This is a genomic window from Paenibacillus sp. HW567 (genome assembly GCF_000374185.1).
Lineage (GTDB): Bacteria > Bacillota > Bacilli > Paenibacillales > Paenibacillaceae > Paenibacillus_AQ.
Genome location: NZ_KB910518.1, coordinates 1,655,620 through 1,679,079 on the forward strand (window position 1 = coordinate 1,655,620; position 23,460 = coordinate 1,679,079).

The window sequence follows — 23,460 nt, forward strand, 5'->3', positions numbered from 1 at the left end:
GAAATGCTATAATAACTTTAAATTCAGGATTTCGGAGGGATAGAGAATGTGGAAGGAATTTAAAAGCTTTGCGCTGAAAGGAAATGTGCTTGATCTGGCGGTTGCGGTAGTGATTGGGGCGGCTTTTGGTAAAATTGTCTCTTCGCTGGTTACGGACATCATTATGCCGCTTATCGGTATCCTTACTGGAGGCATAGATTTGAAGGGGCTTAATTTTCATTATGGAAAGGCGAGTGTCAATTACGGGATATTCCTGCAGTCTGTTGTTGATTTCTTTATCATCTCCTTCTCGATCTTTATGGTCATCAAGCTGGCGAGCCGGTTTAAGCGCAAGGAAACGGTAAAAGAAGAGGTCGCTGAGGCGCCTGCACCAACACCGGAGGTGGCTTTGCTGTCGGAAATTCGTGATTTGCTCAGCGCCGGCAAGCGGAATGAAGCTGACCCGGAGTGAGGAAGCAGCATTTTTTTGAATACAACCGGGTACAGAGTGAATAAATTCAGCCTTGAGATTTCACAATAAGCAGGATGTGAATTCACATAAGGTGGTTTTTCCATGAAAGGTATAAAAGGGGCATTGATTGCTCTGGCTTCTATTCCGCTGATTATGACACTTGGGAATTCCATGCTGCTTCCTGTATTGCCGCAAATATCCAAAGAGCTGGGTATCAATGCTTTTCAAGTCAGTATGATCATTACCGTTTATGGCCTTATAGCCATCCTGATGATTCCAATTGCCGGGTATTTATCTGACCGTTTTGGACGCAAAATCGTGATTCTGCCCAGCCTCATCCTCGCTGCCTTAGGTGGAACGGTCTGTGTTATAGCTGCCTGGTTCTTTACCGGGGGGATCGCTTATTGGATAATACTGGGGGGGCGTTTGCTTCAGGGGGTTGGAGCAGCAGGCGCATTTCCGATTGTACTTCCTTTGGTAGGGGATCTGTTCAAGGATGAAAAGCAGGTCAGTAAAGGCTTGGGAATCATTGAAACCTCCAATACCTTCGGAAAGGTATTAAGTCCAATTCTGGGTGCTTATTTGGGTACATTGCTGTGGTATGCGCCTTTTATAGCTATTCCGGTCCTTTGTCTGATTTCTTTTGTGCTGGTTCTGCTTCTTGTTCAAAAACCAAAGACAGGCGGGCAGGCTGCCAAAAAGAGCCTTGGGCAATTTTTAACCGCTATAAAAGAAATCTTGCATGAGAAGGGCCGCTGGCTGTATGCAATATTCGCGATTGGCGGAATATGTATGTTTGTAACCTTCGGGGTGCTGTTCTATTTATCCGAGACCCTGGAAGCAAAGCATAATCTTCATGGAGCCTCAAAAGGATTTGTGCTGGCTATTCCCCTTGCCTTGCTGTGCCTGGCTTCTTACGGGAGCGGAAAGATCATCGGGAAGAATAAAATAGTAATGAAATGGCTTGGCTTCGGTGGAATGGCACTGCTCACTGCGGCAATGTTCATTGCTTGCTTTGGCGAAAATATTTATTTTATTGTAGGGTTCTTATGTCTTAGCGGCATTGGGATTGGGGCAGTCTTGCCTTGTATGGATGCATTAATTACGGAGGGTATTGAAAAAGACAACCGGGGTACGATCACCTCCCTTTATAGCAGTATGAGGTTTATCGGGGTTGCGCTGGGGCCGCCGGTTGTTTCGCTCCTGATGAACCGGGCTCATTGGGTCTTATTTGGCACAATGGCCGCCGTGGGGGCAGCCGGTGGAATGCTGTCCTTATTCGCCGTAACTCCAAGCAAGGAGACTGGGGAATGAAGAACGGTCACTACAACTGAATATGTGATTTTCCTTCAGGGCAGAAAGAGTGCCCCTGATAAAATGAACCGCCAAAACCCTGTCATATCAAGGGATTTTGGCGGTTTTATTGTGTGCAAAAAGAAGCGTTCATTACGCGGTCGTTCATAAAATCGCATTATCTAGTGTTTATTTTGTGAAAAAAATCACTGTAATTATTATGAATCCTATATTGACAATCGGAATAGTCGGTGATAGAGTACACTCAAGAATTTCACTATATTCCTACTAGATTACTTGGTTATTTGTCGAATGGTCTCCGTAAGACATGTAACCTGACAAGCAGAAAGGGGTGGTTATCATCGGTGCAGTCTCTGCGTTGCTGGAAATCCGGGAGATGAACAAAAGCTTTACGATGGACGGGAAATCCGTTCAGGCTCTGCGCCGGATTGAGCTGGATGTGCAGGAAGGGGAGTTCGTCACGATTATTGGGCCAAGCGGCTGCGGCAAAAGCACGCTGCTTCGGATCATTGCAGGGCTGGAGCAGGGAGAGCAGGGCAGCATCCGGCTTGCCGGTGAGCCGATTACCGGTCCGGGTATTGATAAAGGCTTTATTTTTCAAGAGCCGCGTTTGTTCCCGTGGCTGACAGTGGAGAAAAACATTGCTGCAGACCTGTCACTGCGCGACCCGGAGGTTCGCCGCCGTGTTGACGAGCTGATTGAGCTGGTCAGGCTGAAGGGCTTCGAGAAGGCTTATCCGAAGGAGCTGTCCGGGGGGATGGCACAGCGGGTCTCCATTGCGAGAGCGCTGCTGCGGAGTCCGAAGATTTTACTGCTGGATGAGCCCTTTGGGGCGCTGGACGCTTTTACCAGATCGCATATGCAGGAAGTACTGCTGGATATTTGGAGGCGCAATGGCACGACGATGATTTTTGTAACCCATGACATTGATGAGGCGGTTTTCCTGGGCAGCACGATTCTCATTCTGAAGCCGCGTCCCGGTGAGATTAAGAAGCGCGTGACGGTGGATTTGCCTTATCCGCGCAAAAAGTCCGGCTCAGGCTTTCAGGATTTCCGCTACAAGGTGTTAAGAGAATTCGAACAGGTCGATGAATTGACAATGGGTGAAGCGGGTGCAGGCATATGAGAAACGAGGCTGTCTCTACGGAGCAAGCGCGCAGGCAGAGATGGCGCTATAGAGGCCGGCTGGCAGACATCACCTGGGGATTGCTTTTTCCCGTAAGCTTCCTGGTGCTGTGGCAGTTGCTCAGCGAGGCGGAGGTCATCTCTCCGCTGCTTTTTCCCTCTCCACTGGTGATTGCAGAATCGCTCGTATGGATGTGGAATTCGGGGGTGCTTGCGGACAACTTCGCCATCAGTTTGTACCGGATGCTGGCGGGCTTTGGTATCGGAGCGGGTCTCGGGCTTGCGCTGGGCCTGCTGGTCGGACTGTCCCGTCTTGCAGAGAAGCTGCTTAATTCAACGATTCAAATGGTCCGTATGATTCCGCATATTTCGGTTACATTTTTGTTTGTGCTGTGGTTCGGCATCGGCGAGACCTCCAAAATGATGCTGATTGCCAAAGGGTGCTTTTTCCCGCTGTATATTTACACGTTTCTGGGGATACGGGGGACGGACAGCAGGCTGTTTGAGGTGACGCGTGTGCTCGGATACAGCCGATTCAAGCAGATAACAGGTCTGGTGCTGCCTGCGTCGGTGCCCGGTATTATCACTGGCGTCAGGATGTCGCTGGCCATTGCCTGGGGAAGCCTTGTTGTAGCGGAGATGATGGGTTCAAGCTCCGGACTGGGCTTCCTGATGATGGATGCCCGGGCAATGAGCGATACGTCTACTGTCTTCGTCGGAATTTTATTGTTCACTGTACTTGGCATTATAACAGACCTGATTGTTACCGCCCTTGAACGACGTTTGTTGCGATGGCGCGACAGCTTCAGCGGCTAACAGAGAGAGGAGAAAAGATATGAGTGAGCAAGTGCAGTTGCTTCGGAATGAATCGCTGCCGTCTGCAAAGCGGCGTGGTCCGGCCCGCGGCGGCTTCGGTCTTCATTTCATACTGGCTGCGCTGCTGCCGGCGGTGATCCTGATGGTCTGGCAGTGGGCGGGCAGCACAGGCCGGGTCAGTCCGCTGCTGCTGCCTTCGCCGGCTGCCATATTTGAAGCGTTCGTCAGATTGCTCCTGTCCGGCGAACTGCTCGTGCATCTGGGCCGCAGTATGCTGCGGGCGGCAACCGGTGTGGTGTATGGATCGGCGGCGGCGCTGCTGCTCGGAGCGGTGGTTGGATTGTCCGCCTGGGTCAGAAAAATTCTGAATCCTACTATACAACTGCTTCGGCTGACACCAAGTCTGGCAACGGCACCGCTATTTATTTTATGGTTCGGGTTCGGTGAGACCTCGAAGATTGTCATTATTTCTCTGGGTGCATTTTTTCCGCTCTATATGAGCACGGTGCAGAGCATCCGCGGGGTAGATACCAAGCTGGCCGAGGTAACCCGTGTACTTGCCTACGGGCGGTACAAACAGTTCACGGGACTTGTGCTGCCGGCTTCGATGCCCGGCATACTGGCGGGCTTGCGGCTGTCCATTGCTTACGGCTGGCTGGGACTGGTGGTAGCAGAACTGCTTGGCTCGCAGAGCGGCATCGGCTACCTGATGGCCCATGCCCAGGAGAATTCCCAACCGGAGATTGTGTTTGTGGGCGTCATTATTTTCGCTGTAGTCGGAAAGCTGATCGACATGTTCGTGGTTGCCGTCGAGCGCAGGGTGCTGGGCTGGAGAAGCAGCTTCAACGGACAGTAAAGAAATGAAAACATTCTAATAAAATTTGGGGGAATAAATCATGTCAGTTAAAAAGCAAGCAACGGTATCGCACTCGAAATGGCCTCTGGCCGGTTTGGCACTTGTGTTTCTGCTCTCGCTGTTACTTCAGGCCTGCGGAGCCAAAGGTGAGAGCGGGACGGCAGGTGAATCTTCCGCCGCGCAGCCATCTGCCGGAGCTGTAGAGTCTGCGGCCGCCTCGACCGATACACTGACCTTTGGTTTTGTCGGCACCAACCAGCCGGCCGGCATTGAGGGCTGGGGCTTCCACACCGGTATTATTCAGGAGGAATTGAAGAAGTACGGCGTCACCAATGTTGCGCTGGTTCCGTTCCAGACCGGTCCCGATCTCAATGAATCGGTCATCAGCGGCCGAGTTGATCTCGGGAATTCCGGCGATACGCCTGCTATCCTGGCTCATTCAAATGGTGCAGCTACCCGGCTGCTCAACTTTACGAACACGGAGGTTAATTCCCAACTGATCGGCCGGAAGGACGGCCCGCAGACGGTGGAGGAACTGAAGGGCAAGAAGGTCGCGGTGGTCAAGGGCTCGTTAATGTACCGCTTCCTGGTTGGCTACCTGAAGGAGAAGGGCCTCGATAAGGATGTGGAAATTATCAACATCAATAGTATCCCTGACACAGAGGCTGCTCTGCTGCGGGGTGAGATCGACGCCTACGGGGGGGCCCAATCGTTCTATTCAAGCTACAAGCTGCTGAAGGATGGAAATCCGCTGCTGGCTGAAGCGAAGGAGATTCCGAGTCTGCTGAGCGTGAGCGTTGTATATACAACGGAGGATTATTTGAGCAAATTCCCGGGCTTCCAGAACGTATGGCGGGAGGCGCTGAATAAGTCGTACGAGGACCTTAAGGCGAAGCCGGATGAATATTACAAATGGTTGTCCGAGTCTACCGGTACACCGGCCGAGGTGCTGAAGGAGATTGCTCCGATCGAAGGTCTGCCGGCCGAGCGGCTGTCTGCGCAAGGGATTGAACGTATTACAGCCTCCAAGGATTTTCTCGTAGGGGAGAAGCTGGCGAAGAAGGATTTCAGCATAGAAGATTGGATTATCCAATAAGGGGGACGTATAGGCATGAGTCATTCAGAAAAAAGACAACTCAAGCTGGGAATCGGCCTGCAGGGCGGAGGCGGACATTGGCGTGAGCCTGATGTACGCCCCGATGGAGCAGCGAGCATAGAGGCTTATCAGGAATACGCGCGCATTGCCGAGGAGGGCAAATTCGATTTCGGTTTTATTGCGGACTCGGCCTATATTACCAAGGATTCCACAATTCCGTTCCTCAGCCGTCTGGAACCGATGACCGCTCTCTCTGCGGTTGCGGCGGTGACCAAGCATTTAGGAGTGGTTGGAACCTTCACCACGTCCTACAGCGAGCCTTTTACGACGGCGCGGCAGCTTGCTTCGCTCGACATTATCAGCGGCGGACGGGCGGGCTGGAATGCCGTGACCTCCGCGCTGGAGGGCGTGGCCCTTAACCACGGTCATGACAAGCTGCATGATCATGCGCTGCGGTACCGGATTGCGGATGAGTATATTCAGGTGGTTAAGGGATTATGGAACTCCTGGGAGGACGATGCGTTCCCCCGCAATAAGGAAACGGGGGAATATGTCCAACTGGAGAAGCTGCATACCCTTAACCATAACGGCGAGTTCTTCAAGGTGCAGGGGCCGCTGAATATGGAGCGTTCCAGACAAGGGCATCCAATAATCTTCCAGGCGGGTGCTTCCGAGTCAGGGACCGACCTGGCGGCGCGTTATGCGGATGCGGTGTTCACGAGCTTCGAGGATGCCGATCTGGTTAAGGCGCAGGAGCGCTACAAGGAGATCAAGGGGCGGGCTGCGGGCTATGGCCGCAACCCCGATCATATCTTCCTGTTCCCGATGATTGTCCCGATTGTTGCGCCGACACAGGAAGAGGCTTTGCAATTATATGAAGAAGGCAACCGGTTCATTGATCCCCAATATGCAGTCAAGTTCCTGAGCCGTTATTTCAGCTTCTTCGACTTCTCCCAATTTCCGCTTGATGAGCCGCTGCCGGAGCTTGGCGACATCGGACAGAACAGCTTCCGCTCGACGGCGGAGTATTATCTGCGCATCGCCAGAGAGGAGAAGCTGACGCTGCGGCAGCTTGCCTACCGTGCGACCAATCCGCGCGGCGATTTTGTCGGCACACCGGAATTTATTGCCGACAAGTTCCAGCATTATTTCGAGCAGCGTGCGGTGGATGGCTTTATCATCGCAGGCTCGCACCATAATCTGCGCAACTTCGTGAAGCAGGTTGTTCCGATTCTCCAGGAGCGCGGCTTGTTCCGCACCGAATATGAGGCGGATACGCTGCGCGGACATCTGGGCATTCCATTCCCGGAGAATACGTATGCGCTCGCGAGACGGCAAGCGGCGGTAGAACAGGCTCGACAGCTATAACAGATCTATTATAGAAGCAACCGATATGGAGGGGAAAAACGATGGCAATTGATGCGGGGACAATTAACCAGCGGCCGGAATTTTCGCACCCGGAGGATGAGCGGCAGTACCGGAAGGAGCGGCTGGCCGCCGCCTTCCGTGTGTTCGCGAAGCTGGGGTACGAGGAAGGCGTAATGGGGCATATGTCGGTACGCGACCCGATTAAGACGGATCATTACTGGACTAATCCGTTTGGACTGGGCTTCGGACTGATCAAGGCAAGCGATCTGGTACTGATGGATTTCGGTGGCAAGGTGGTCGAAGGCAACGGGCTTGTTCATCCTGGCGGTATTCTGCTGCATCTGCCGATTCTGCGGGACAACCCGCATATTATTTCGGCGGCGCATACGCATTCGATTTACGGCCGGACCTGGTCGGCTTTCGGCCGGCTGCTGGACCCGCTGACTGCGGAGGCGGCGGTATTCTACAAGCGCCATGCGATTTATGACAGCTTCGAGCATGGAGAGGGTGACAATCTGGCTCAGGCGGTCGGCAGCAACAAGGTGCTGCTGCTTAAAAACCACGGTATCCTGTCGCTTGGCAAAAGCGTTGAGGAAGCCGCTTACTGGTTCATTTCGTTCGAAAAGGCCAGCCAGGGCCAGTTGCTCGCTGAAGCGGCAGGCAAGCCCTTGCTGATTGCAGATGAACGAGCGGAGTCAATCGCGGCTTGGACGGACGAGAAGTTCGGCTGGTTAAATTTTCAGCCCTACTACCAGGCGATTGTAGATGCACAGCCGGATTTGCTGAAATAACACAGGGCTATGTGTTAGTGAATAATGAACCGGTCCGGGCTGCCGGACCGGATAGAATCAGGGGGAGCAGTATGACTGCAAGAAGAGTGAACAGTATTACGGATCTGATTGGCGAGACGCCGGCAGTCCGGCTTAACAGGCTGGTCGGCAACAATGACGCCGAGGTGTATGTGAAGCTGGAATATTTCAACCCAAGCGGGAGTCTGAAGGACCGGGCGGCGTTCAATCTGATCGCGGAGGCCGAGCGTTCCGGCCGCTTGAAGCCGGGCGCAACCATTATTGAGCCGACAAGCGGCAATACCGGTATCGGTCTGGCGATGAATGCGGCGGCCAGAGGCTACCGTCTTATTATTACAATGCCGAATAATGCGACCAAGGAGCGCATCCATATCCTCAAGGCTTACGGCGCAGAGGTTGTGCTGACGCCCGCCGGCGAACGAATGACCGGGGCCATCCGCAAGGCAATCGAATTGCAGCGGCAGATCCCGGGCAGCTTCGTGCCGCAGCAGTTCGAGAATCCGGCGAACCCGGACATTCATCGTACAACGACGGCACTGGAAATTCTGGAGCAAATGGATGGCCGACTCGACTCGTTCGTTGCTACGGCTGGTACGGGGGGGACGATTACAGGCACCGGAGAGGTGCTGCGCGAGAAGCTGCCGGATATCCGCATCGTTGTCATTGAGCCGAAGGGCTCGCCGGTGCTCTCCGGCGGCAAGCCGGGGCCGCATAAGCTGATCGGTGCCGGGCCGGGCTTCGTTCCCGGAGTTATCAATCAGAAGGTCTATGACGAGATTGTACAAGTATCGGACCAGGATGCTGTACACATAGCCCGCCAATTGGCCAGCTTCGAGGGCATTCTGGTGGGTCCTTCCTCCGGTGCGGCAGTGTGGGCAGCCCTAAAGGAGGCCCGGCGGCTGGGCAAGGGCAAAAGGGTGCTGTGCATCGCACCGGACAACGGGGAACGTTATCTCAGCACCGCTATGTTCGCCGACGAATAACAAGGAGGGGAGACATATACCTGTGAAATTTGACCCGCTCTATCACCCTTATCCCGCCTGCCGCGTGCCAGCGTATGCCGGCAAGGGTATGGTTGCCACCTCGCAGCCTCTGGCAGCCCAGGCCGGGCTCGACATCCTGAAGCGCGGCGGCAACGCGGTTGATGCTGCCATTGCCGCCGCTGCCGCCCTGACCGTAGTGGAGCCGTGCTCGAACGGCATTGGCGGCGATGCTTTTGCGCTTGTATGGTCCGGCGGGCGGCTGCATGGACTCAATGCCAGCGGCCCCGCGCCGCAAGGCATCACAATCGGGGCAGTGAAGGCTGCGGGGCACAGCCGGATGCCGCAATTCGGCCCGCTGCCGGTTACCGTGCCAGGCGCACCGTCGGCCTGGGCAGAGCTGTCGCAGCGCTTCGGCAGGCTGCCGCTTTCAGCGGTGCTTGAGCCGTCTGTCCGGTATGCGGAGGACGGCTTCCCGGTGTCACCGACCGCTGCGTGGAACTGGTCCAGGGCGTATTCGCTGTACAGCAAGGAGCTGCGCGGCGAAGCATTCCGCCCCTGGTTCGATACGTTTGCGCCGGGTGGCCGTCCGCCTGCTGCCGGGGAATTGTGGCGCTCCCCTGCGCATGCGCGCACACTGGCGGAGATTGCCCGCAGCGGAGCGGAGGCTTTTTACAGAGGCGGGCTCGCCCGGGATATTGCGGCATTTGTTCGCGGGGCAGGCGGCTTCCTGTCCGAGGAAGACCTTGCGCGGTACCGCCCGCAGTGGGTGGACCCGATCAGCATTTCCTATCGCGGCTATGAGGTGTGGGAGCTGCCTCCGAGCGGCCAGGGATTGGTCGCGTTGCTGGCGCTTAACATCCTGAAGGGCTTCGACAGCCTGCGGCCTGGCGAGGTCGATACCTATCATAAGCAGATTGAAGCGATCAAGCTGGCCTTTGCCGACGGGCAGCACTTCATTACTGATCCGCAGTATATGCGGACGAGTGTTGAGGCGCTGCTCGCCGGGCAGTACGCGGAGCAGCGCAGAGCGCTAATTGGCGACCGGGCCGGACTGCCGGAAGCCGGCAAGCCCGCAGGCGGCGGCACCGTGTACCTGGCAACGGCGGATGGCGAGGGCGGGATGGTATCTTTTATTCAGAGCAATTACATGCAGTTCGGCTCGGGGCTGGTTGTGCCGGGAACGGGCATCGCCTTGCAAAACCGCGGTTCTGGCTTCTCGCTGGACGAAGCGGACGTGAACCGTCTTGAGCCGGGCAAGCGGACATATCATACGATCATTCCGGGCTTCCTCACCCGGAACGGCGGCAGCGAGCCCGTTGGCCCGTTCGGTGTGATGGGCGGCCTGATGCAGCCGCAGGGGCATGTACAGGCGTTGATGAACAGCATTGACTTCGGCCTTCATCCGCAGGCGGCGCTGGATGCGCCACGCTGGCAATGGACGGGAGGACGCAGCGTGCTGGTTGAACCCGGTTTTCCCGCTGCGGCGGCGCAGGCCCTCTCGCGGCTTGGTCATGACATCAAGTATGCACTGGACGGCGGCTCGTTCGGGCGCGGGCAGATGATCTGGCGCGATCCGGCCAGCGGTGTGCTCTGCGGCGGCACCGACTCGCGCACGGACGGGACGGTTGCCGTCTGGTGAGGCAGGGTGCGCAGCACATGCTTCCTGTTAACACAAAAACGGTTAAGCGGGTATTGGGCGCTTAACCGTTTTTGTCATTCTATGAAATATTGTCCGCCGCATAAAACGGATGCCGAAGCTGTGCACGAAGTGTTGAAGCTTTTGCACTATCCACTTCATCCTTTAGCATAATTCAAACCTAAGAGATAAGCTTGGTTCAGCAGCATTTCGTAATGACTGGGAATTGAATCCAGGGTCTCATATAAGAATTCAACCTTAGAATTGGAAACACCGCAATAATCTGCAATCCCCACATTCAGCGAATGAGCAATCATTTCATCATAATTACGCTTTTTCATCTGTTCTTTTGATACGCCGGCCAAGCTAATCCACAAGACATGCTGATGATGAAGGTGGTCCGAACCGTACGCAAACCCATTGTTCCATACACGGTCAATGTACCCCTTTAGCATAGCCGGTAAATGCCACCACCAAAGCGGAAAAATAAATGCCAACGCATCATGCTCCTTCATCCGCAGTATCTCCATTTCCACTTCAGGGGAAAAAGACTGCTTCGCAACTGACGTATCGGGTTCATCCGGTTCTTTTAATACAGGATCAAAACCTATCCCGTGCAGATCCAATATCTCATACTCGTGGCCTGCCTCGGCAAGACCTTGTACGAATCGGGCGGCCACCTCAAAGGTTAATGAGTTTTTTCTCGGGTGTGAAACAACGGTTAATACTTTCATGCCTGTATCTTCACTACCTTTCTTGAGCAGCTAGCTTCTAGCCCTAATCAATGGCTGATGCTATTATAAACAGTAGAAAAATGTTCTGGAAGTACGCACTTTGAAGTTCTATAGGATGATACAGGTGCCATAGGAACATGGAAGTACCCGGGTGGATTCCCTGGAAACTGACCTGGTAACGGAGGGTTAAGCGATGAGTGAACAAATGAAAAACGGCGTGCAAAAGAAGTATCAGGTTGGAGTGGAAGCGGCTTTAGAAGTAATGGGAGGAAAATGGAAGCCTTTGATTATATACCATTTAATGACAGGACGGAAACGAACATCTGAGCTTCGCCGTTTAATACCGGGCATTACTCAAAAAATGCTGACCACTCAGCTTAGAGGCCTGGAAAAGGATGAGATCGTCACAAGAAAGGCTTATAATGAGATCCCTCCAAAGGTGGAGTATGAGTTAACGCCCTACGGCTGGGGATTAAAGCCCGCGCTAGACCTTTTATGCCATTGGGGAGAGGATCACCTGGACAAGATGCACGGAGACAAATCCAAGGTGTTGGAAGAGTTCTAAGATCAATTCATGAATTTAAGCACCTTCGGGTGTTTTTTTATACTCTAAATCCGGGTGCCAATGACAAACAGCAGCAGAGAACGGACGACAATTAATGGGCTGGATCAAGGCAACTGTCGGTAAATTGGGAAATAGGCTTCCCAAAAGGAGACAGATCAAGTTGAGTGCATATCCAAAAGTTGAAAACGAGGAGGCTGAACATTGTTTTTTTATGAACTCCATTGTTATAGGAAAGAGCAGCAGCTTAATCAATTATAAAGTCAATTCTTTTTGCTTGCACATCATTGCTTAAGTTCAGATATTCTGATTTTAAAGCTGAATTCTCTGTGCCATATTGTACATCCGTTGGTGTATCTACCGTGAAGATTATTTCTTCTCTTTCGCCGATTTTGTAAATATGAACGTTCTTCATAAGTTCCGGTCCCTCTGCAGACCACGCTTCTTTGGGCCAAGCGGTCAACGTAAATAGCAATCCGCCATTTTTCTTGTTTGATTTATCAACAAATTTGTAGCTCTTCGTTTTTAGATCCGCATTAGTGGTGGTCACTACTTCATATTTGCCCTTCCATTGTGGCGGTAACTGGATATTTATATGTTGTTCGGATATTGTAATAATATCCTTTTGTGCAAGATCACTATGATACTGTTCTGTTGATTTGGGAATAGCCTCCAACTTGTCGAATCTATATTTTAATCGTTCTATAAAGACCAATGCTTCAGTTCTGGTAACGGGGGCATTTTTCATGAAGCCTTGTATGGATCTTTCCGTTTTTCCCTTTGCTAACCCAGAATCCAAAAGGTACTGAATGGAGTCATCAACGGTAAAGTTTTTGCCGGCTGCATTGGCTAGGTAACGAGCCGTATTTCCTCTGTTCAGGGCGATCTGCTCAGAAGGCTGCAGCTCTGTCCAACCCAATTTATTGATATAGCTCAGATAAGGTTTCACCCAATCTTGGGTCTTTTGGTTTGAACTAAAATCGGAGGGCTGATAGCTTCTGATAAGCATGGCAAGAAATTCACCTTGACTTACCTTCGCATCCGGTTTAAAAGTTCCATCAGGATAGCCTTCAACTATTTTATTTGTAATTGCTCTTTCGATATACTCCTGTCCCCAAAAATGATTAGGAACATCCTTGAACAACCTTGCTTGGTCCGCCAAGGCAATGTTCGCATTAATAACGAGAAGAATGCCCAAGACACATGATAATAATTTCTTCATAACGATTCTCCAATCTCCTTTCGCAAAATAAATACGCTTCGTGAACCGAGGACGAATGTGCTGATTCCTATTGTACTCCTTTCTGAGGAGATTACCTTCAAAGTATATAACTCCTGAATTTGCTATTTAGTTGCATTAAATGTAAAAAAATTAGGCCGGCTCGTCCAAGGCTTCCAAGGTGGATAAGGTCATCTGGTCGCAGCAAGCATCGACACAGTAATATGCAAAATAAAACTGAAATACTTGCGTTTTTGGAGCAGCAGTGGTAATATTTTCGCTAAGTTAAGCCTGTGGTAGACAACGAACTAAATATGTGATTATCCTTCAGGGCAGGGTGCAATTCCCTACCGGCGGTGATGCTGCTGTACATTAGCTGAGAATGCTGATTGCGCTGCTCAGTCCGCTACCCGCTTCGTATGGTTCATACGGACGGTGGACCCGGTGTAATTCCGGGACCGACAGTATAGTCTGGATGGAAGAAGGAGAGATTGACGTGCTGTGCTTGTGTAGGCAGGCGTGGAGCAGTGTTTTCGAATATTATGTGCGAACTTTCACAAGAGTAACTTTTGGCTGTTGGATCGCACGGTTTTATTTGAACTGCCCTATAACTCTCGTATAACCCGTCTTGAACTCCTCCTGGAGATTGAGACGGGTTTTCTGTTTGAACTGGATTTTCAGTATTACATCAATGTGATCGGAGGCAAGGCATGGATAAAATGAATGACGAGTTTTATATGTCGCTGGCGCTGGATATGGCGGAAAGAGCACAAGGACAGACAGGCATCAATCCGGTTGTCGGCTGTGTTGTCGTGAAGGATGGAGCCATGATTGGACTTGGAACCCATCTCCAGCGCGGGACAGGACATGCGGAAGTGCATGCGTTGAATATGGCCGCAGGCAAAGCGCAAGGCAGCACAGCCTATGTAACCCTGGAGCCATGCAGCCATTATGGCAAGACACCGCCTTGCAGCCAGAGGCTGATTGATGAAGGTGTTGCCAGGGTGGTTGTAGCCTGTGAGGACCCTAATCCTCAGGTTGCCGGCCGGGGAGTTGCCATGCTGCGTGAGCAGGGGATTGAGGTCGAAGTAGGGCTGCTGCGCAGCCGTGCGCTCAGGCTGAATGAAAAGTTTATCAAATACATTTTGACCAAGCAGCCTTTTGTTACGCTGAAAAGCGCCAGCACACTGGACGGCAAGCTGGCGACACGGACAGGGGACAGCAAATGGATTTCGAACGGTCAGGCCCGGGAAATTGTACATACGCTGCGGCACCGTCATCAGGGAATTATGGTCGGCGTCAACACCGTAATTGCCGACAATCCGTCCCTGACAACCCGAATGGAAGTGCCGGGACTGAATCCGGTCCGTATTGTCATCGACTCCACGCTGCGCATTCCGCTGGACGCGTCTGTAGTAAGCGACAAGCAGGCGCCAACGATTGTCGTCACTACAGAATCCGCTGATCCGGTGAAGCGTGCGGCGCTTACGGATGCTGGTGTCCAGATCGTGGTCAGCGGCGCAGGTCCACGTGTGGACCTGCAAGCCGCGATGATGGCGCTCGGAGAGCTGGAGATTGGCTCAATTCTGCTGGAAGGCGGCGGAACCTTGAACGGCGCGATGCTGGAGAATGGATTTGTGGACCGCGTAATCCTCTTCTTCGCTCCGAAGATCGTGGGAGGCGGCGTGGCTGCGCCAGGGACCTTCGACTTTCCGGGCGTCGAGCTGATGCGTGATGCGATTACGCTGGAGGGATTGGAAGTGGAAGTGCTCGGGGATAATGTGTGTATCAGCGGCACGCCCATCCGCTAACCATGCGGGTGTCAGCCTAACCATATTTCAGGAGGGGATCTCATGTTCACAGGCTTGATTGAGGAAGTCGGCGTCCTGCGCGGTGTCACCAGCGGAGGCGAGATGATGGTGCTGCATATCGGCGCTTCCCTTATCATGGATGATCTGAAAATCGGCGACAGCGTATCCGTCAACGGAGTCTGCCTTACGGCAACCTCGCTCGGCGACCATTCGTTCACTGTTGATGTCATGCCGCAGACCTACCGCAACAGCACGCTGAAGGAGCTGCGCAGCGGCAGCAAGATGAACCTGGAGCGGGCGATGGCCGCCGGCGGGCGTTTTGGCGGACATATCGTTCAGGGCCATGTGGATGGAACCGGGGAAATCCGCAGCGTGAAGCGCGACCAGAACGCAGTGGTATTCGAGATTGCCCCGGAGCGTAAATCGCTGTTCAAATATATCATCCCCAAAGGCTCCATCACGATTGACGGCATCAGCCTGACGGTGGTTAGCACGTCGTCTTCCCTGTTTACCGTTTCGGTGATTCCACATACCCTTGGTGAAACAGTGCTTGCGCATAAGCGGCCGGGAGACCGGATCAATATTGAATGCGATGTGCTCGGCAAATATGTTGACCATCTGCTGAGCTACGGTTCCCGTTCAGGCAATGAGGAAGAAGAGAACAGCTCCCGGATCAGCCATGATTTTCTCGCGGCTAACGGGTTTGTATAAATAAGATTTGGCTGACGCCAAGCCCGTCAGGGCTTCGTACAGCTATCAGGAGGACAGAAAATATGAGCCAGCAAGACAAGAAGGATAGTATCCTCGACCCCATCGAAGATGCCATTTATGACCTGATGCGCGGCAAGGTCGTCATCGTGGTCGATGATGAGGACCGTGAGAACGAGGGGGATTTCATCGCCCTCGCTGAACGCGCCACACCGGAAGTGATCAATTTCATGATCACGGAAGGGCGCGGGCTCGTCTGCGTGCCGATTACGGCAGAGCGGGCAGAGGAGCTGGATTTGAAGCCGATGGTGGCGAACAATACCGATAACCACGGCACCGCTTTTACCGTCTCCATCGACCACAAGGACACCACCACCGGGATTTCTGCCGGAGAGAGATCCATGACCATCAAGGCGCTGATGGACCCGAATGCGAAGCCTTCCGACTTCCGCAGACCGGGCCATATGTTCCCGCTGATTGCCAAGAAGGGCGGCGTGCTGCGCCGCTCCGGCCACACGGAAGCGGCTGTCGATCTTGCCCGGATGTGCGGCGCTTATCCGGCCAGCGTCATTTGCGAGGTAGTTAAGGAAGACGGGACAATGGCCCGCCTGCCGGATCTGGTGGAGATTGCCCGCAAGCATGATCTCAAGCTGATCAGCATCAAGGACCTCATTCATTACCGTAATGAGAAGGAGCATCTGGTTACCCGCGAGGTGTCGGTGAAGCTGCCGACAGATTTCGGGGATTTCCAGACCATTGCCTATACGAACGAGGTGGATGACAAAGAGCATGTCGCCTTGGTCAAAGGCGATATTTCCGGGGAGGAGCCGGTGCTGGTGCGGGTGCATTCCGAATGCCTGACCGGTGATGTGTTCCATTCCCACCGCTGCGACTGCGGCCCGCAATTCGAAGCGGCGCTGCGCCAGATTGAAGCGGAGGGCCGGGGGGTTCTGCTCTACATGCGTCAGGAAGGCAGAGGCATCGGTCTAATCAACAAGCTTCGCGCCTATAAGCTTCAGGAAGAAGGTCTGGATACCGTAGACGCCAACCTGAAGCTGGGTTTCCCGGCGGATTTGCGCGATTACGGTATCGGAGCGCAGATTCTTAAGGACCTTGGCGTCAGCAAGATCAAGCTGCTGACCAACAACCCGCGCAAGATCAAAGGCCTGGAGGGCTACGGTCTTGAGGTTGTGGAGCGTGTGCCGATTCAAATGCCGGAGAACAAGGACAACACCAAGTATCTCCATACGAAGCAGGCCAAGCTGGGTCATCTGTTGTCTTTTGACGACATTGAGCAAAATGAGGATGCCAAGCGTTAAAAATCCATATAACTTACTAATGAAGGGTAGATGAATACTATGCCGAACATTTTAGAAGGACATTTAGTATCCGAGGGACTGAAATATGGGGTAGTCGTAGGACGTTTCAATGAATTCATTACAAGCAAGCTGCTGTCCGGTGCGCTCGATGCCTTCAAGCGTCATGGTGTAGCCGATGATGAAGTGGATGTGGCCTGGGTTCCGGGCGTATTCGAAATTCCTTTGATCGCGCAAAAAATGGCCGAGAGCGGCAAATACGATGCGGTAATTACGCTCGGTACTGTTATCCGCGGATCTACAACCCATTATGACTATGTGTGCAATGAGGTTGCCAAAGGCGTTGCGGCGATCAACCTCAAGACTGGCATTCCAACTATATTCGGCGTAGTTACAACCGAAAATATCGAGCAGGCCATCGAACGCTCGGGAACCAAAGCCGGCAACAAAGGCTGGGATGCTGCGACCGCTGCCATTGAAATGGCGAACCTCAATAAGCTTTTTAAATAAGAGAGCCACTTGACGAACGGGCCTCAATCGTGCTTATTTATATGTATAAGAAGAAAGCATGGTCAATAAGAACTTTCTACTTGTGTAGCGCCCGTGCGGCGCTGCACTTTACTTTTTTTTGGCGGGAGGAAACCGCGTGACGGTATTGTACAAGCTGGAGACGTTCGAAGGTCCGCTCGATCTGCTCTTGCACCTGATTGACAAGGCGGAAATCGACATCCAGGACATTCCGGTCAGCGAAATCACCGAGCAGTACATGGATTACCTGCGGAGCATGCAGGAGCTTGAGCTGGATATTACCAGTGAATTCCTGGTAATGGCTGCAACGCTGCTGTCGATCAAGAGCAAGCTGCTGCTTCCGAAGCCGCCTGTTATTGAGATCGAGGATTTCGAATATTACGAGGACGACGGCTACGATCCGCGTGCGGAGCTGGTTCAGCGACTGATTGAATACCGTAAATTTAAGAGCATCGCCGTGCAGCTCCTGGATATGGAGAGCGAGCGCAGCCTGATTTTCACCAAGGAGCCGGAGGACCTGGGCCCATTTGTGCCGGCACAAATCGACAATACGCTGAAGGGTCTGCATACGGCAGACCTCATTGCCGCATTCCGCAAAGCGCTCAGCAAAGCGGCGAGAAGATCCTCTTACCAGCGGATTATGCGTGACGAGATTTCGGTGAAGGACCGGATTCGCGACGTTTCAGAAGCGCTGCAGCGCAAGGGCGTGGGCGGGAGGCTGCGTTTCTCTTCCCTGCTGCATGACGACATGGCCCGGTATGAGATTGTGGCTACCTTCCTGGCGATCCTGGAGCTCATGAAGATGAAGGCGATTTACTGCTACCAGGAGAAATTGTTCGACGATATTGTGATGGAGTGGAGAGGAGACGAAGCATTCAGTGGATTACAAAACGCTGAAATCAATTATTGAAGGACTGCTGTTTCTATCCGGCGACGAAGGATTATCCGTCCGTCAAATTGCCGAGATTACCGAGCAGCGGCCTGACCTCGCCGGGAAAGCGCTGGAGGAGCTGAAAGAAGATTATGTTACGCAGGAACGCGGCTTGCAGGTGGTGCAGATAGCCGGGAATTACCGGCTGGCTACGCTTCCGGACCATGCGCCTTATTTTGAGCGGCTGGCTTATTCGCCTTCAAGATCTTCCTTATCCCAGGCGGCGCTGGAGACACTCGCCATTGTTGCTTACCGCCAGCCGATTACCAGAGTGGAAATTGAAGAGATTCGCGGCGTGAAGTCCGAGCGGGCAATTCATACGCTGAACAATAAGGATTTGATCCAGGAAGTGGGCCGTGCGGAGGCGGTTGGCCGTCCGATTCTGTACGGAACGACCAAATCCTTCCTGGAGAGCTTCGGACTGGCTGATCTGAAGGAGCTGCCGGAGCCGTCGAACTTCGATAGCTCTGAAGACCTGGAGGAGGAAACACAGCTTCTGTTCAGCAAGCTGGACAGTCAGATGACCTTCGATGATGTCGAGCAATCATAGAATACAACTATGGAAATCGCTGTGAAGCCCTCTTCCGTCATTTACAATGCCCAAAGGCGGCGTGAAATGGTGGGAGAGGGCTTTTTTGCGCGGACACCGAATTTTTTCCAGAGTGACATGCCATACTAATCCAAAGGCTCCCAATGAATAAGGTTGCATGGAGGTTACTTTCGTGGCATTATGGCTGGCAATACCTTTGGCCCTGCTCCTGCTTGCGGTTGCACTGATTCTCCTGATTCTGTCCTCAGGTATTCACTTTCATTTTCGGTTATTCAGGCTTGGGAAGGATGACCGGGTGGAATTTGACATCAAAGCCGTATTTGGCCTGGTTAAGTTTCATTATGAGCTGCCTTCGCTGGTTTTTGAGAACATTCAACAGGGGATCATGGTTAAACTGGAGGAGAGCGGCATTGCGCCGTTCAGAAAGGATAAAGATCATAAGGAGCAAATCAACAAGGAGTGGATTTCGACATGGCTGGATAATTTCCGCAAGGCGCTGAAGGCGACCCGTGGTTTGAAGCAATGGATGAAAGCTACGCTGTCCCATGTCCAGATCACCAAGCTTGACTGGTCTACCGATTTCTCTCTGGGCGATGCCGCAGATACGGCCGTAGCAGCGGGAGCGCTGTGGGGCGTTAAAGGGAGCGTCATTGGCTGGCTGTCACAACAGGTCCGGATGAAACAAGCTCCACGGCTGTTTGTTGTCCCTGTTTTTCAGGATGAGCTGTGTTTCTCTACAGAGGCGGTATTGACCGGAAAAATGTCTGTGGGTTACGCATGTTATGCAGGATTGCGGCTGCTTCGCCGTATTTCCAAGGAAGAGGGAGGACTACGCCAGTGGAAGAAGCTGCTGAGCCGCAACAAGCCGGGCAGATCCCGGGAGAATTCAGAATAACAAGCAAGGCAAAAGGCAGCGTGACAAGGCGGGTGTGCCCGCTATGCTGCCTTTGTTTTTTGCCGGAAACGGCTCAGACCGGAACAGCTTCTTTAATCACAGGATAAAAGGTTCTCGCGAGATCTTTACCGTTCTCTTTCATATGGACAACAGTCAAATCAAAGCTTTCTCCATTAAGCTCTACTGGAATATGTTCCCGCCCATCCAGGGAAGCTACCGTCCCCATAGCCATCAGCCCTTCAGCGCTGGTGCCGACAAAAAAACCGCCGGCATCTTTTATCGAAATCTGTGACTGCCCTCCGTTCTCCTGTTCCTCCAATGTATATTTAATGGATATGACTTCTGCAAGCTTGCTTTCTTCGGTCCGGGTTACCTCCACATGCTTGATGAAGACGATGGAATCCGCTTTCTTGAGCGCCTCATACGGTCCGTCATTAACATAGTAGTGATACCAGAAGAGCTGTCCGCCAAGTTTATGACGTTTGCCCCCCTGCCCGCCGAGGAATACTTGCTCAAAATAACAGGTGTTGCTGCCCTTGAAGGGTTCGAACCAGATTGCTTTCAGAAACTGAATCCACTCTTCCATAGAACAGCCTGCTTTGAGCTGATGATTATCCTCCGCATATTTGCGTGCGAGCCGCATAGGCGGCGTGTTGGCTGCGAACCCAAGAAATTCGTTGATCTCCGCTGCTCCGGTGGAAGTGGTCTTGTCATGAAGCTTCATGAACAAGTCGTATGAGCGCTGCTTGCCTGCCGGAATTACCACTTCCTTGAAGACGGATATTTTATTGTGCTCGCTTGCATTCGCTGACGAATCAGGTTCAGGCATCGGATTCATATCGACAATGACATAACCCGTATCCGTTTTTTTCGGGTCTTCACTTACACCTTTGATGAGCGGCAGCACGCCGTTGCTTGTCATATCGGCTTCCCAGATTTCATGAAAAATCATGCTTTTGCCTCCTGGTGATGAGTTTTGAATACCCGCTCATTTTTAGTTTGGCTGTTGATAATTATGCGGGTCAAATTCAAGAAGGATTATTTTAGGCGGCAAGGGGGCAAGGGGGGGGATGAATTTCTTCATGCTGTACATATCATGCCCGTGAGATGAGCAAACTGTAAAAGAGTAGGTTATTCCCTTACTTTTCAGACAGATGAGGAGGAGTAGTTGATGTCAGATCACCCGATTCAAGGTCTCATGCAGACCGCTATGGAAAATATTAAAGGCATGGTGGATGTCAATACAATTGTTGGTGACCCGGTGGAAACTCCCGATGGCAGCGTCATTCTGCCGATCAGCAAAGTGGGGTTCGGCTTTGCCGCAGGCGGCAGTGATTTCCGGGTAGAGGATGACGGACCGGGAGTAAACGGTACAGGAGCAGGTGCGGGTGTCAAGATGCTTCCGTTCGGGGGCGGCAGCGGCGGCGGGGTATCCATCCGTCCAATTGCTTTTCTTGTAGTGGGCCGGGAAGGTGTGCATACGGTGCCGCTCGACAATCAGACTCATTTGTTTGAGAAAATTATTGATGCAGCCCCGGGGCTGATTGATAAAATTCAAAGCATGTTTCCAAACGGCACAAACGAAGGGGCGGAAGTAGTTGTGACCCCGACGGTGAAAACAACGGTTAAACATGAGCCTGCCTCTTCGGATTCATCGACTCACTAGCATGCAGCTTTTTGCCCGGATACTACATGAAATGGGGATGTCGCCTTGAGTGGGGCGGTGTCCCTTTTTTTGATCGTGTAGAGCATTGATGCAGACGCTGCTTCAAGAGAGGGACATACCCACCCGCCGCGCCGCATATACTTGTACAACATAACCGGGATTGCCTGTATTCCCTGATTAAGAACTGATAGAAGCCGGAGGATGAACATGAAGACACTACCATTCAAATCGTCGATGATGGGTTTACTGTGCGCCTTGCTGCTTTTTGCGTCTCCGCTGCCTTTGCTCCGTGCCGAGAACAGCACCGTCAATACCCATGCCCGGGCGGCAGCGCTGATTGATGTGGCATCCGGACGGATTCTGTACAGCAGCCGCGGGGATGAGCGGATGCTGATTGCCAGCCTGACCAAAATCATGACCGCACTCGTGGCTATAGAGAATGGAAACCTGAATTCCAGGGTCAAGGTCGGCAAAAATGCCTTTGCCAAGGAAGGCTCTTCCCTGTTCCTGAAGCAGGGGGAAGAAATGTCGCTCGAAGATATGCTCTACGGTCTGATGCTGCGTTCAGGCAATGATGCGGCAACAGCGATTGCCGAGCATGTCGGCGGATCGGAGGAAGGTTTCGTCTATATGATGAATGCCAAGGCGGAGGAGCTTGGTTTACGGAATACACACTTTGCCAACCCGCACGGGCTTGATGCCGAGGGGCATTATTCGAGCGCCAATGATTTGGCTGTGCTGACCGCCTATGCCATGCATAACCCTGTGTTTAAAGAAATCGTGAGAACGGAAGTAAAGACGGCGGATAACCCTTATGAGAAATGGGACTACAAATGGAGCAACAAAAATAAAATGCTGCGCCTTTATGAAGGAGCGGACGGAGTGAAAACCGGTTATACCAAAAAAGCGCTGCGCTGTCTGGTCAGCTCCGCTACCCGTCACGGACAGCAGCTCGTCGCGGTTACGCTCAATGACGGCAATGACTGGAATGACCATGCTGCACTGCTGGATTTCGGGTTCAATCACTATCCGCTCAAGACGTTGGTTGAACGCGGAGAGGGCATCAGCGGCTACAATTTTGTAGCCGGCACGAAGTTTGCATATCCGCTTGGGCAGGGAGAGGAAGCCCGCCTTGTGACGAAGCTTGTATTGAATGAGCCGAAGAACCGCAGCGGGGGCAGCTTTGGCCTCAAGGGGGTGCTGGTGCTGCAGCTTGGCGGCAAGGAAGTAGGCCGGGTTCCGGTCTATGCTCCGGAGCAGCTACCGCCGGAGCACACAGCCTATGAGAAGAGATACAGCCCGGCAGGAGCTGCCGCTTATCCCGCGGCCCACTGGCTGCAGGCGCTGGGAAGCGCGCTTCGGGCATTGTTTGAAATGGGGGGGAGAGCATCATGATCAATGGAATTTGGCTGGGGATGATATTGATCGGCTTCGTGTTTGCCGCCGTGAACGGCAGGATGGATGAGTTCACCGCGGCTGTGTTCGACGGCGCGAAGAGCGGAGTCACAGTCAGCTTCGGTCTGATCAGTGTGCTGGTGTTCTGGATGGGCATTATGCGGGTGGCCGAGGATGCGGGCCTGCTGAAGAAAATCGCCAAGGTGCTTGGACCGGTAGTAGCCTTCCTGTTCCCGGATGTGCCGAAGGGGCATCCGGCGATTGGCTACATTCTCTCCAATATGAGCGCCAATCTCCTTGGCCTCGGGAATGCGGCAACGCCGATGGGCATCAAGGCGATGCAGGAGCTGCAGACCCTTAACCCCGACAAAGATACCGCTACTCCGGCAATGTGTACGCTGCTCGCCTTGAATACGGCCAGCATTACGCTAATCCCGGCTACACTGATAGCGATTCGCCTGAATTACGGCTCGGCAGACCCGGCGGGTATCGTCGGCACGACACTTGCCGCAACTGCGGTGGCGACGTTTGCGGCCATTGCTGCAGACAGGCTGTGCCGCCGCCGTGCTCTGATGCGCAGGCCGCCGGGACCGCCTGCCCTGAGGTCCGGCAAATCTGCCGGAGGGCGCGCTGCGCTCCCGCATTCTTCACTGAAAGGGTGAGCTTGCCTTGTTCCAGCTAATCAGCCTTA

The 23,460-nt window shown here is 53.0% G+C and carries 24 protein-coding genes and 1 riboswitch; of the genes, 21 read left to right on the forward strand and 3 right to left on the reverse strand.

Translation table 11 applies throughout. From position 1 onward, the window contains the following. The first annotated feature begins 46 nt into the window (after positions 1–46). The 10 genes from mscL (at position 47) to B212_RS0107335 (ending at position 10,457) form a co-directional block, all read left to right on the forward strand. Positions 47–451 (forward strand): large conductance mechanosensitive channel protein MscL, encoded by a 405-nt coding sequence (gene mscL, locus B212_RS0107290; RefSeq protein WP_019909883.1) that lies wholly within the window; start codon positions 47–49, stop codon positions 449–451. Between the two features lie 102 nt (positions 452–553). Further along, entirely contained in the window at positions 554–1,765 is a 1,212-nt protein-coding gene (locus B212_RS30970; RefSeq protein ID WP_019909884.1) for an MFS transporter, read from the forward strand. 376 nt (positions 1,766–2,141) lie between these two features. Beyond that, positions 2,142–2,891: an ABC transporter ATP-binding protein gene (locus tag B212_RS0107300; RefSeq protein WP_036669045.1), complete on the forward strand. Its 750-nt coding sequence runs from the start codon at positions 2,142–2,144 to the stop codon at positions 2,889–2,891. After that, the gene (locus B212_RS0107305; protein WP_019909886.1) at positions 2,888–3,706 is read left to right on the forward strand and encodes an ABC transporter permease; all 819 of its coding nucleotides are present in this window, start codon (positions 2,888–2,890) and stop codon (positions 3,704–3,706) included. The genes B212_RS0107300 and B212_RS0107305 overlap by 4 nt, the downstream gene beginning before the upstream one ends. Positions 3,707–3,725: 19 nt before the next feature. Further along, positions 3,726–4,562, forward strand: coding sequence for an ABC transporter permease (locus tag B212_RS0107310; protein ID WP_019909887.1), 837 nt, complete (start codon positions 3,726–3,728; stop codon positions 4,560–4,562). A 40-nt stretch (positions 4,563–4,602) separates the two neighbouring features. Further along, entirely contained in the window at positions 4,603–5,658 is a 1,056-nt protein-coding gene (locus B212_RS0107315; RefSeq protein ID WP_019909889.1) for an ABC transporter substrate-binding protein, read from the forward strand. Positions 5,659–5,673: 15 nt separating this feature from the next. Next, positions 5,674–7,026 carry an LLM class flavin-dependent oxidoreductase gene (locus B212_RS0107320; RefSeq protein WP_019909891.1) on the forward strand — a complete coding sequence of 451 codons (1,353 nt, stop codon included), beginning with the start codon at positions 5,674–5,676 and terminating at the stop codon, positions 7,024–7,026. Between the two features lie 41 nt (positions 7,027–7,067). Then, positions 7,068–7,817 carry a class II aldolase/adducin family protein gene (locus B212_RS0107325; RefSeq protein ID WP_019909892.1) on the forward strand — a complete coding sequence of 250 codons (750 nt, stop codon included), beginning with the start codon at positions 7,068–7,070 and terminating at the stop codon, positions 7,815–7,817. A 71-nt stretch (positions 7,818–7,888) separates the two neighbouring features. Beyond that, on the forward strand, positions 7,889–8,818 hold the full coding sequence (cysK, locus tag B212_RS0107330) for a cysteine synthase A (protein ID WP_019909893.1): 930 nt from the start codon (positions 7,889–7,891) through the stop codon (positions 8,816–8,818). A 22-nt stretch (positions 8,819–8,840) separates the two neighbouring features. Continuing rightward, positions 8,841–10,457 (forward strand): gamma-glutamyltransferase family protein, encoded by a 1,617-nt coding sequence (locus tag B212_RS0107335; RefSeq protein ID WP_019909894.1) that lies wholly within the window; start codon positions 8,841–8,843, stop codon positions 10,455–10,457. A gap of 155 nt (positions 10,458–10,612) precedes the next feature. Here the strand turns inward: B212_RS0107335 and B212_RS0107340 are convergent, their stop codons facing one another. Next, positions 10,613–11,188 carry an NAD(P)H oxidoreductase gene (locus tag B212_RS0107340; RefSeq protein WP_019909895.1) on the reverse strand — a complete coding sequence of 192 codons (576 nt, stop codon included), beginning with the start codon at positions 11,186–11,188 and terminating at the stop codon, positions 10,613–10,615. Between the two features lie 193 nt (positions 11,189–11,381). Here B212_RS0107340 and B212_RS0107345 point away from each other — a divergent pair, with 193 nt between their 5' ends. Next, positions 11,382–11,753 (forward strand): winged helix-turn-helix transcriptional regulator, encoded by a 372-nt coding sequence (locus tag B212_RS0107345; RefSeq protein ID WP_019909897.1) that lies wholly within the window; start codon positions 11,382–11,384, stop codon positions 11,751–11,753. A gap of 244 nt (positions 11,754–11,997) precedes the next feature. Here B212_RS0107345 and B212_RS33045 read toward each other — a convergent pair whose 3' ends face one another. Beyond that, complete coding sequence (locus B212_RS33045) at positions 11,998–12,972, reverse strand: S-layer homology domain-containing protein (protein ID WP_019909898.1); 975 nt, start codon at positions 12,970–12,972, stop codon at positions 11,998–12,000. A gap of 316 nt (positions 12,973–13,288) precedes the next feature. After that, a riboswitch (FMN riboswitch) is annotated at positions 13,289–13,460 on the forward strand. 219 nt (positions 13,461–13,679) lie between these two features. On the opposite strand from B212_RS33045, the gene ribD reads away from it, so the two are divergent. From ribD to B212_RS30980, 7 genes are all read left to right on the forward strand, one after another. Further along, positions 13,680–14,780: a bifunctional diaminohydroxyphosphoribosylaminopyrimidine deaminase/5-amino-6-(5-phosphoribosylamino)uracil reductase RibD gene (gene ribD, locus B212_RS0107360; RefSeq protein WP_019909900.1), complete on the forward strand. Its 1,101-nt coding sequence runs from the start codon at positions 13,680–13,682 to the stop codon at positions 14,778–14,780. Positions 14,781–14,822: 42 nt separating this feature from the next. Beyond that, positions 14,823–15,491, forward strand: a complete 669-nt coding sequence (locus B212_RS0107365) for a riboflavin synthase (RefSeq protein WP_019909901.1) — start codon at positions 14,823–14,825, stop codon at positions 15,489–15,491. Positions 15,492–15,553: 62 nt separating this feature from the next. Further along, positions 15,554–16,807, forward strand: coding sequence for a bifunctional 3,4-dihydroxy-2-butanone-4-phosphate synthase/GTP cyclohydrolase II (locus B212_RS0107370; RefSeq protein ID WP_019909902.1), 1,254 nt, complete (start codon positions 15,554–15,556; stop codon positions 16,805–16,807). 39 nt (positions 16,808–16,846) lie between these two features. Further along, positions 16,847–17,314 carry a 6,7-dimethyl-8-ribityllumazine synthase gene (ribH, locus tag B212_RS0107375; RefSeq protein WP_028530671.1) on the forward strand — a complete coding sequence of 156 codons (468 nt, stop codon included), beginning with the start codon at positions 16,847–16,849 and terminating at the stop codon, positions 17,312–17,314. A gap of 136 nt (positions 17,315–17,450) precedes the next feature. Continuing rightward, on the forward strand, positions 17,451–18,242 hold the full coding sequence (locus B212_RS0107380) for a segregation and condensation protein A (RefSeq protein WP_019909904.1): 792 nt from the start codon (positions 17,451–17,453) through the stop codon (positions 18,240–18,242). Next, positions 18,211–18,813, forward strand: coding sequence for an SMC-Scp complex subunit ScpB (scpB, locus tag B212_RS0107385; protein ID WP_019909905.1), 603 nt, complete (start codon positions 18,211–18,213; stop codon positions 18,811–18,813). The genes B212_RS0107380 and scpB overlap by 32 nt, the downstream gene beginning before the upstream one ends. A gap of 172 nt (positions 18,814–18,985) precedes the next feature. Further along, entirely contained in the window at positions 18,986–19,708 is a 723-nt protein-coding gene (locus B212_RS30980) for a DUF2953 domain-containing protein (RefSeq protein WP_019909906.1), read from the forward strand. A gap of 73 nt (positions 19,709–19,781) precedes the next feature. On the opposite strand, the gene B212_RS0107395 is transcribed toward B212_RS30980, so the two are convergent. Continuing rightward, a complete protein-coding gene (locus tag B212_RS0107395) occupies positions 19,782–20,660 on the reverse strand; it encodes a hypothetical protein (RefSeq protein ID WP_019909907.1) in 879 nt (292 codons plus the stop codon). Between the two features lie 219 nt (positions 20,661–20,879). Here B212_RS0107395 and ytfJ point away from each other — a divergent pair, with 219 nt between their 5' ends. The 3 genes from ytfJ to B212_RS0107410 all read left to right on the forward strand — a co-directional run bounded on the left by ytfJ (position 20,880) and on the right by B212_RS0107410 (position 23,431). Next, positions 20,880–21,374: a GerW family sporulation protein gene (ytfJ, locus tag B212_RS0107400; RefSeq protein ID WP_019909908.1), complete on the forward strand. Its 495-nt coding sequence runs from the start codon at positions 20,880–20,882 to the stop codon at positions 21,372–21,374. A gap of 201 nt (positions 21,375–21,575) precedes the next feature. Further along, the gene (locus B212_RS0107405) at positions 21,576–22,769 is read left to right on the forward strand and encodes a D-alanyl-D-alanine carboxypeptidase family protein (protein ID WP_028530672.1); all 1,194 of its coding nucleotides are present in this window, start codon (positions 21,576–21,578) and stop codon (positions 22,767–22,769) included. Next, on the forward strand, positions 22,766–23,431 hold the full coding sequence (locus tag B212_RS0107410) for a nucleoside recognition domain-containing protein (protein ID WP_019909910.1): 666 nt from the start codon (positions 22,766–22,768) through the stop codon (positions 23,429–23,431). Before B212_RS0107405 ends, B212_RS0107410 begins: the two co-directional genes overlap by 4 nt. The last annotated feature ends 29 nt before the right edge of the window (positions 23,432–23,460 follow it).

Coding starts and splice junctions, on each gene's coding strand:
- mscL (WP_019909883.1), top strand. CDS start 47: ATGTGGAAGGAATTTAAAAGCTTTGCGCTGAAAGGAAATGTGCTTGAT.
- B212_RS30970 (WP_019909884.1), top strand. CDS start 554: ATGAAAGGTATAAAAGGGGCATTGATTGCTCTGGCTTCTATTCCGCTG.
- B212_RS0107300 (WP_036669045.1), top strand. CDS start 2,142: ATGAACAAAAGCTTTACGATGGACGGGAAATCCGTTCAGGCTCTGCGC.
- B212_RS0107305 (WP_019909886.1), top strand. CDS start 2,888: ATGAGAAACGAGGCTGTCTCTACGGAGCAAGCGCGCAGGCAGAGATGG.
- B212_RS0107310 (WP_019909887.1), top strand. CDS start 3,726: ATGAGTGAGCAAGTGCAGTTGCTTCGGAATGAATCGCTGCCGTCTGCA.
- B212_RS0107315 (WP_019909889.1), top strand. CDS start 4,603: ATGTCAGTTAAAAAGCAAGCAACGGTATCGCACTCGAAATGGCCTCTG.
- B212_RS0107320 (WP_019909891.1), top strand. CDS start 5,674: ATGAGTCATTCAGAAAAAAGACAACTCAAGCTGGGAATCGGCCTGCAG.
- B212_RS0107325 (WP_019909892.1), top strand. CDS start 7,068: ATGGCAATTGATGCGGGGACAATTAACCAGCGGCCGGAATTTTCGCAC.
- cysK (WP_019909893.1), top strand. CDS start 7,889: ATGACTGCAAGAAGAGTGAACAGTATTACGGATCTGATTGGCGAGACG.
- B212_RS0107340 (WP_019909895.1), bottom strand. CDS start 11,188: ATGAAAGTATTAACCGTTGTTTCACACCCGAGAAAAAACTCATTAACC.
- B212_RS0107345 (WP_019909897.1), top strand. CDS start 11,382: ATGAGTGAACAAATGAAAAACGGCGTGCAAAAGAAGTATCAGGTTGGA.
- B212_RS33045 (WP_019909898.1), bottom strand. CDS start 12,972: ATGAAGAAATTATTATCATGTGTCTTGGGCATTCTTCTCGTTATTAAT.
- ribD (WP_019909900.1), top strand. CDS start 13,680: ATGGATAAAATGAATGACGAGTTTTATATGTCGCTGGCGCTGGATATG.
- B212_RS0107365 (WP_019909901.1), top strand. CDS start 14,823: ATGTTCACAGGCTTGATTGAGGAAGTCGGCGTCCTGCGCGGTGTCACC.
- B212_RS0107370 (WP_019909902.1), top strand. CDS start 15,554: ATGAGCCAGCAAGACAAGAAGGATAGTATCCTCGACCCCATCGAAGAT.
- ribH (WP_028530671.1), top strand. CDS start 16,847: ATGCCGAACATTTTAGAAGGACATTTAGTATCCGAGGGACTGAAATAT.
- B212_RS0107395 (WP_019909907.1), bottom strand. CDS start 20,660: ATGATTTTTCATGAAATCTGGGAAGCCGATATGACAAGCAACGGCGTG.
- ytfJ (WP_019909908.1), top strand. CDS start 20,880: ATGTCAGATCACCCGATTCAAGGTCTCATGCAGACCGCTATGGAAAAT.
- B212_RS0107405 (WP_028530672.1), top strand. CDS start 21,576: ATGAACATGAAGACACTACCATTCAAATCGTCGATGATGGGTTTACTG.
- B212_RS0107410 (WP_019909910.1), top strand. CDS start 22,766: ATGATCAATGGAATTTGGCTGGGGATGATATTGATCGGCTTCGTGTTT.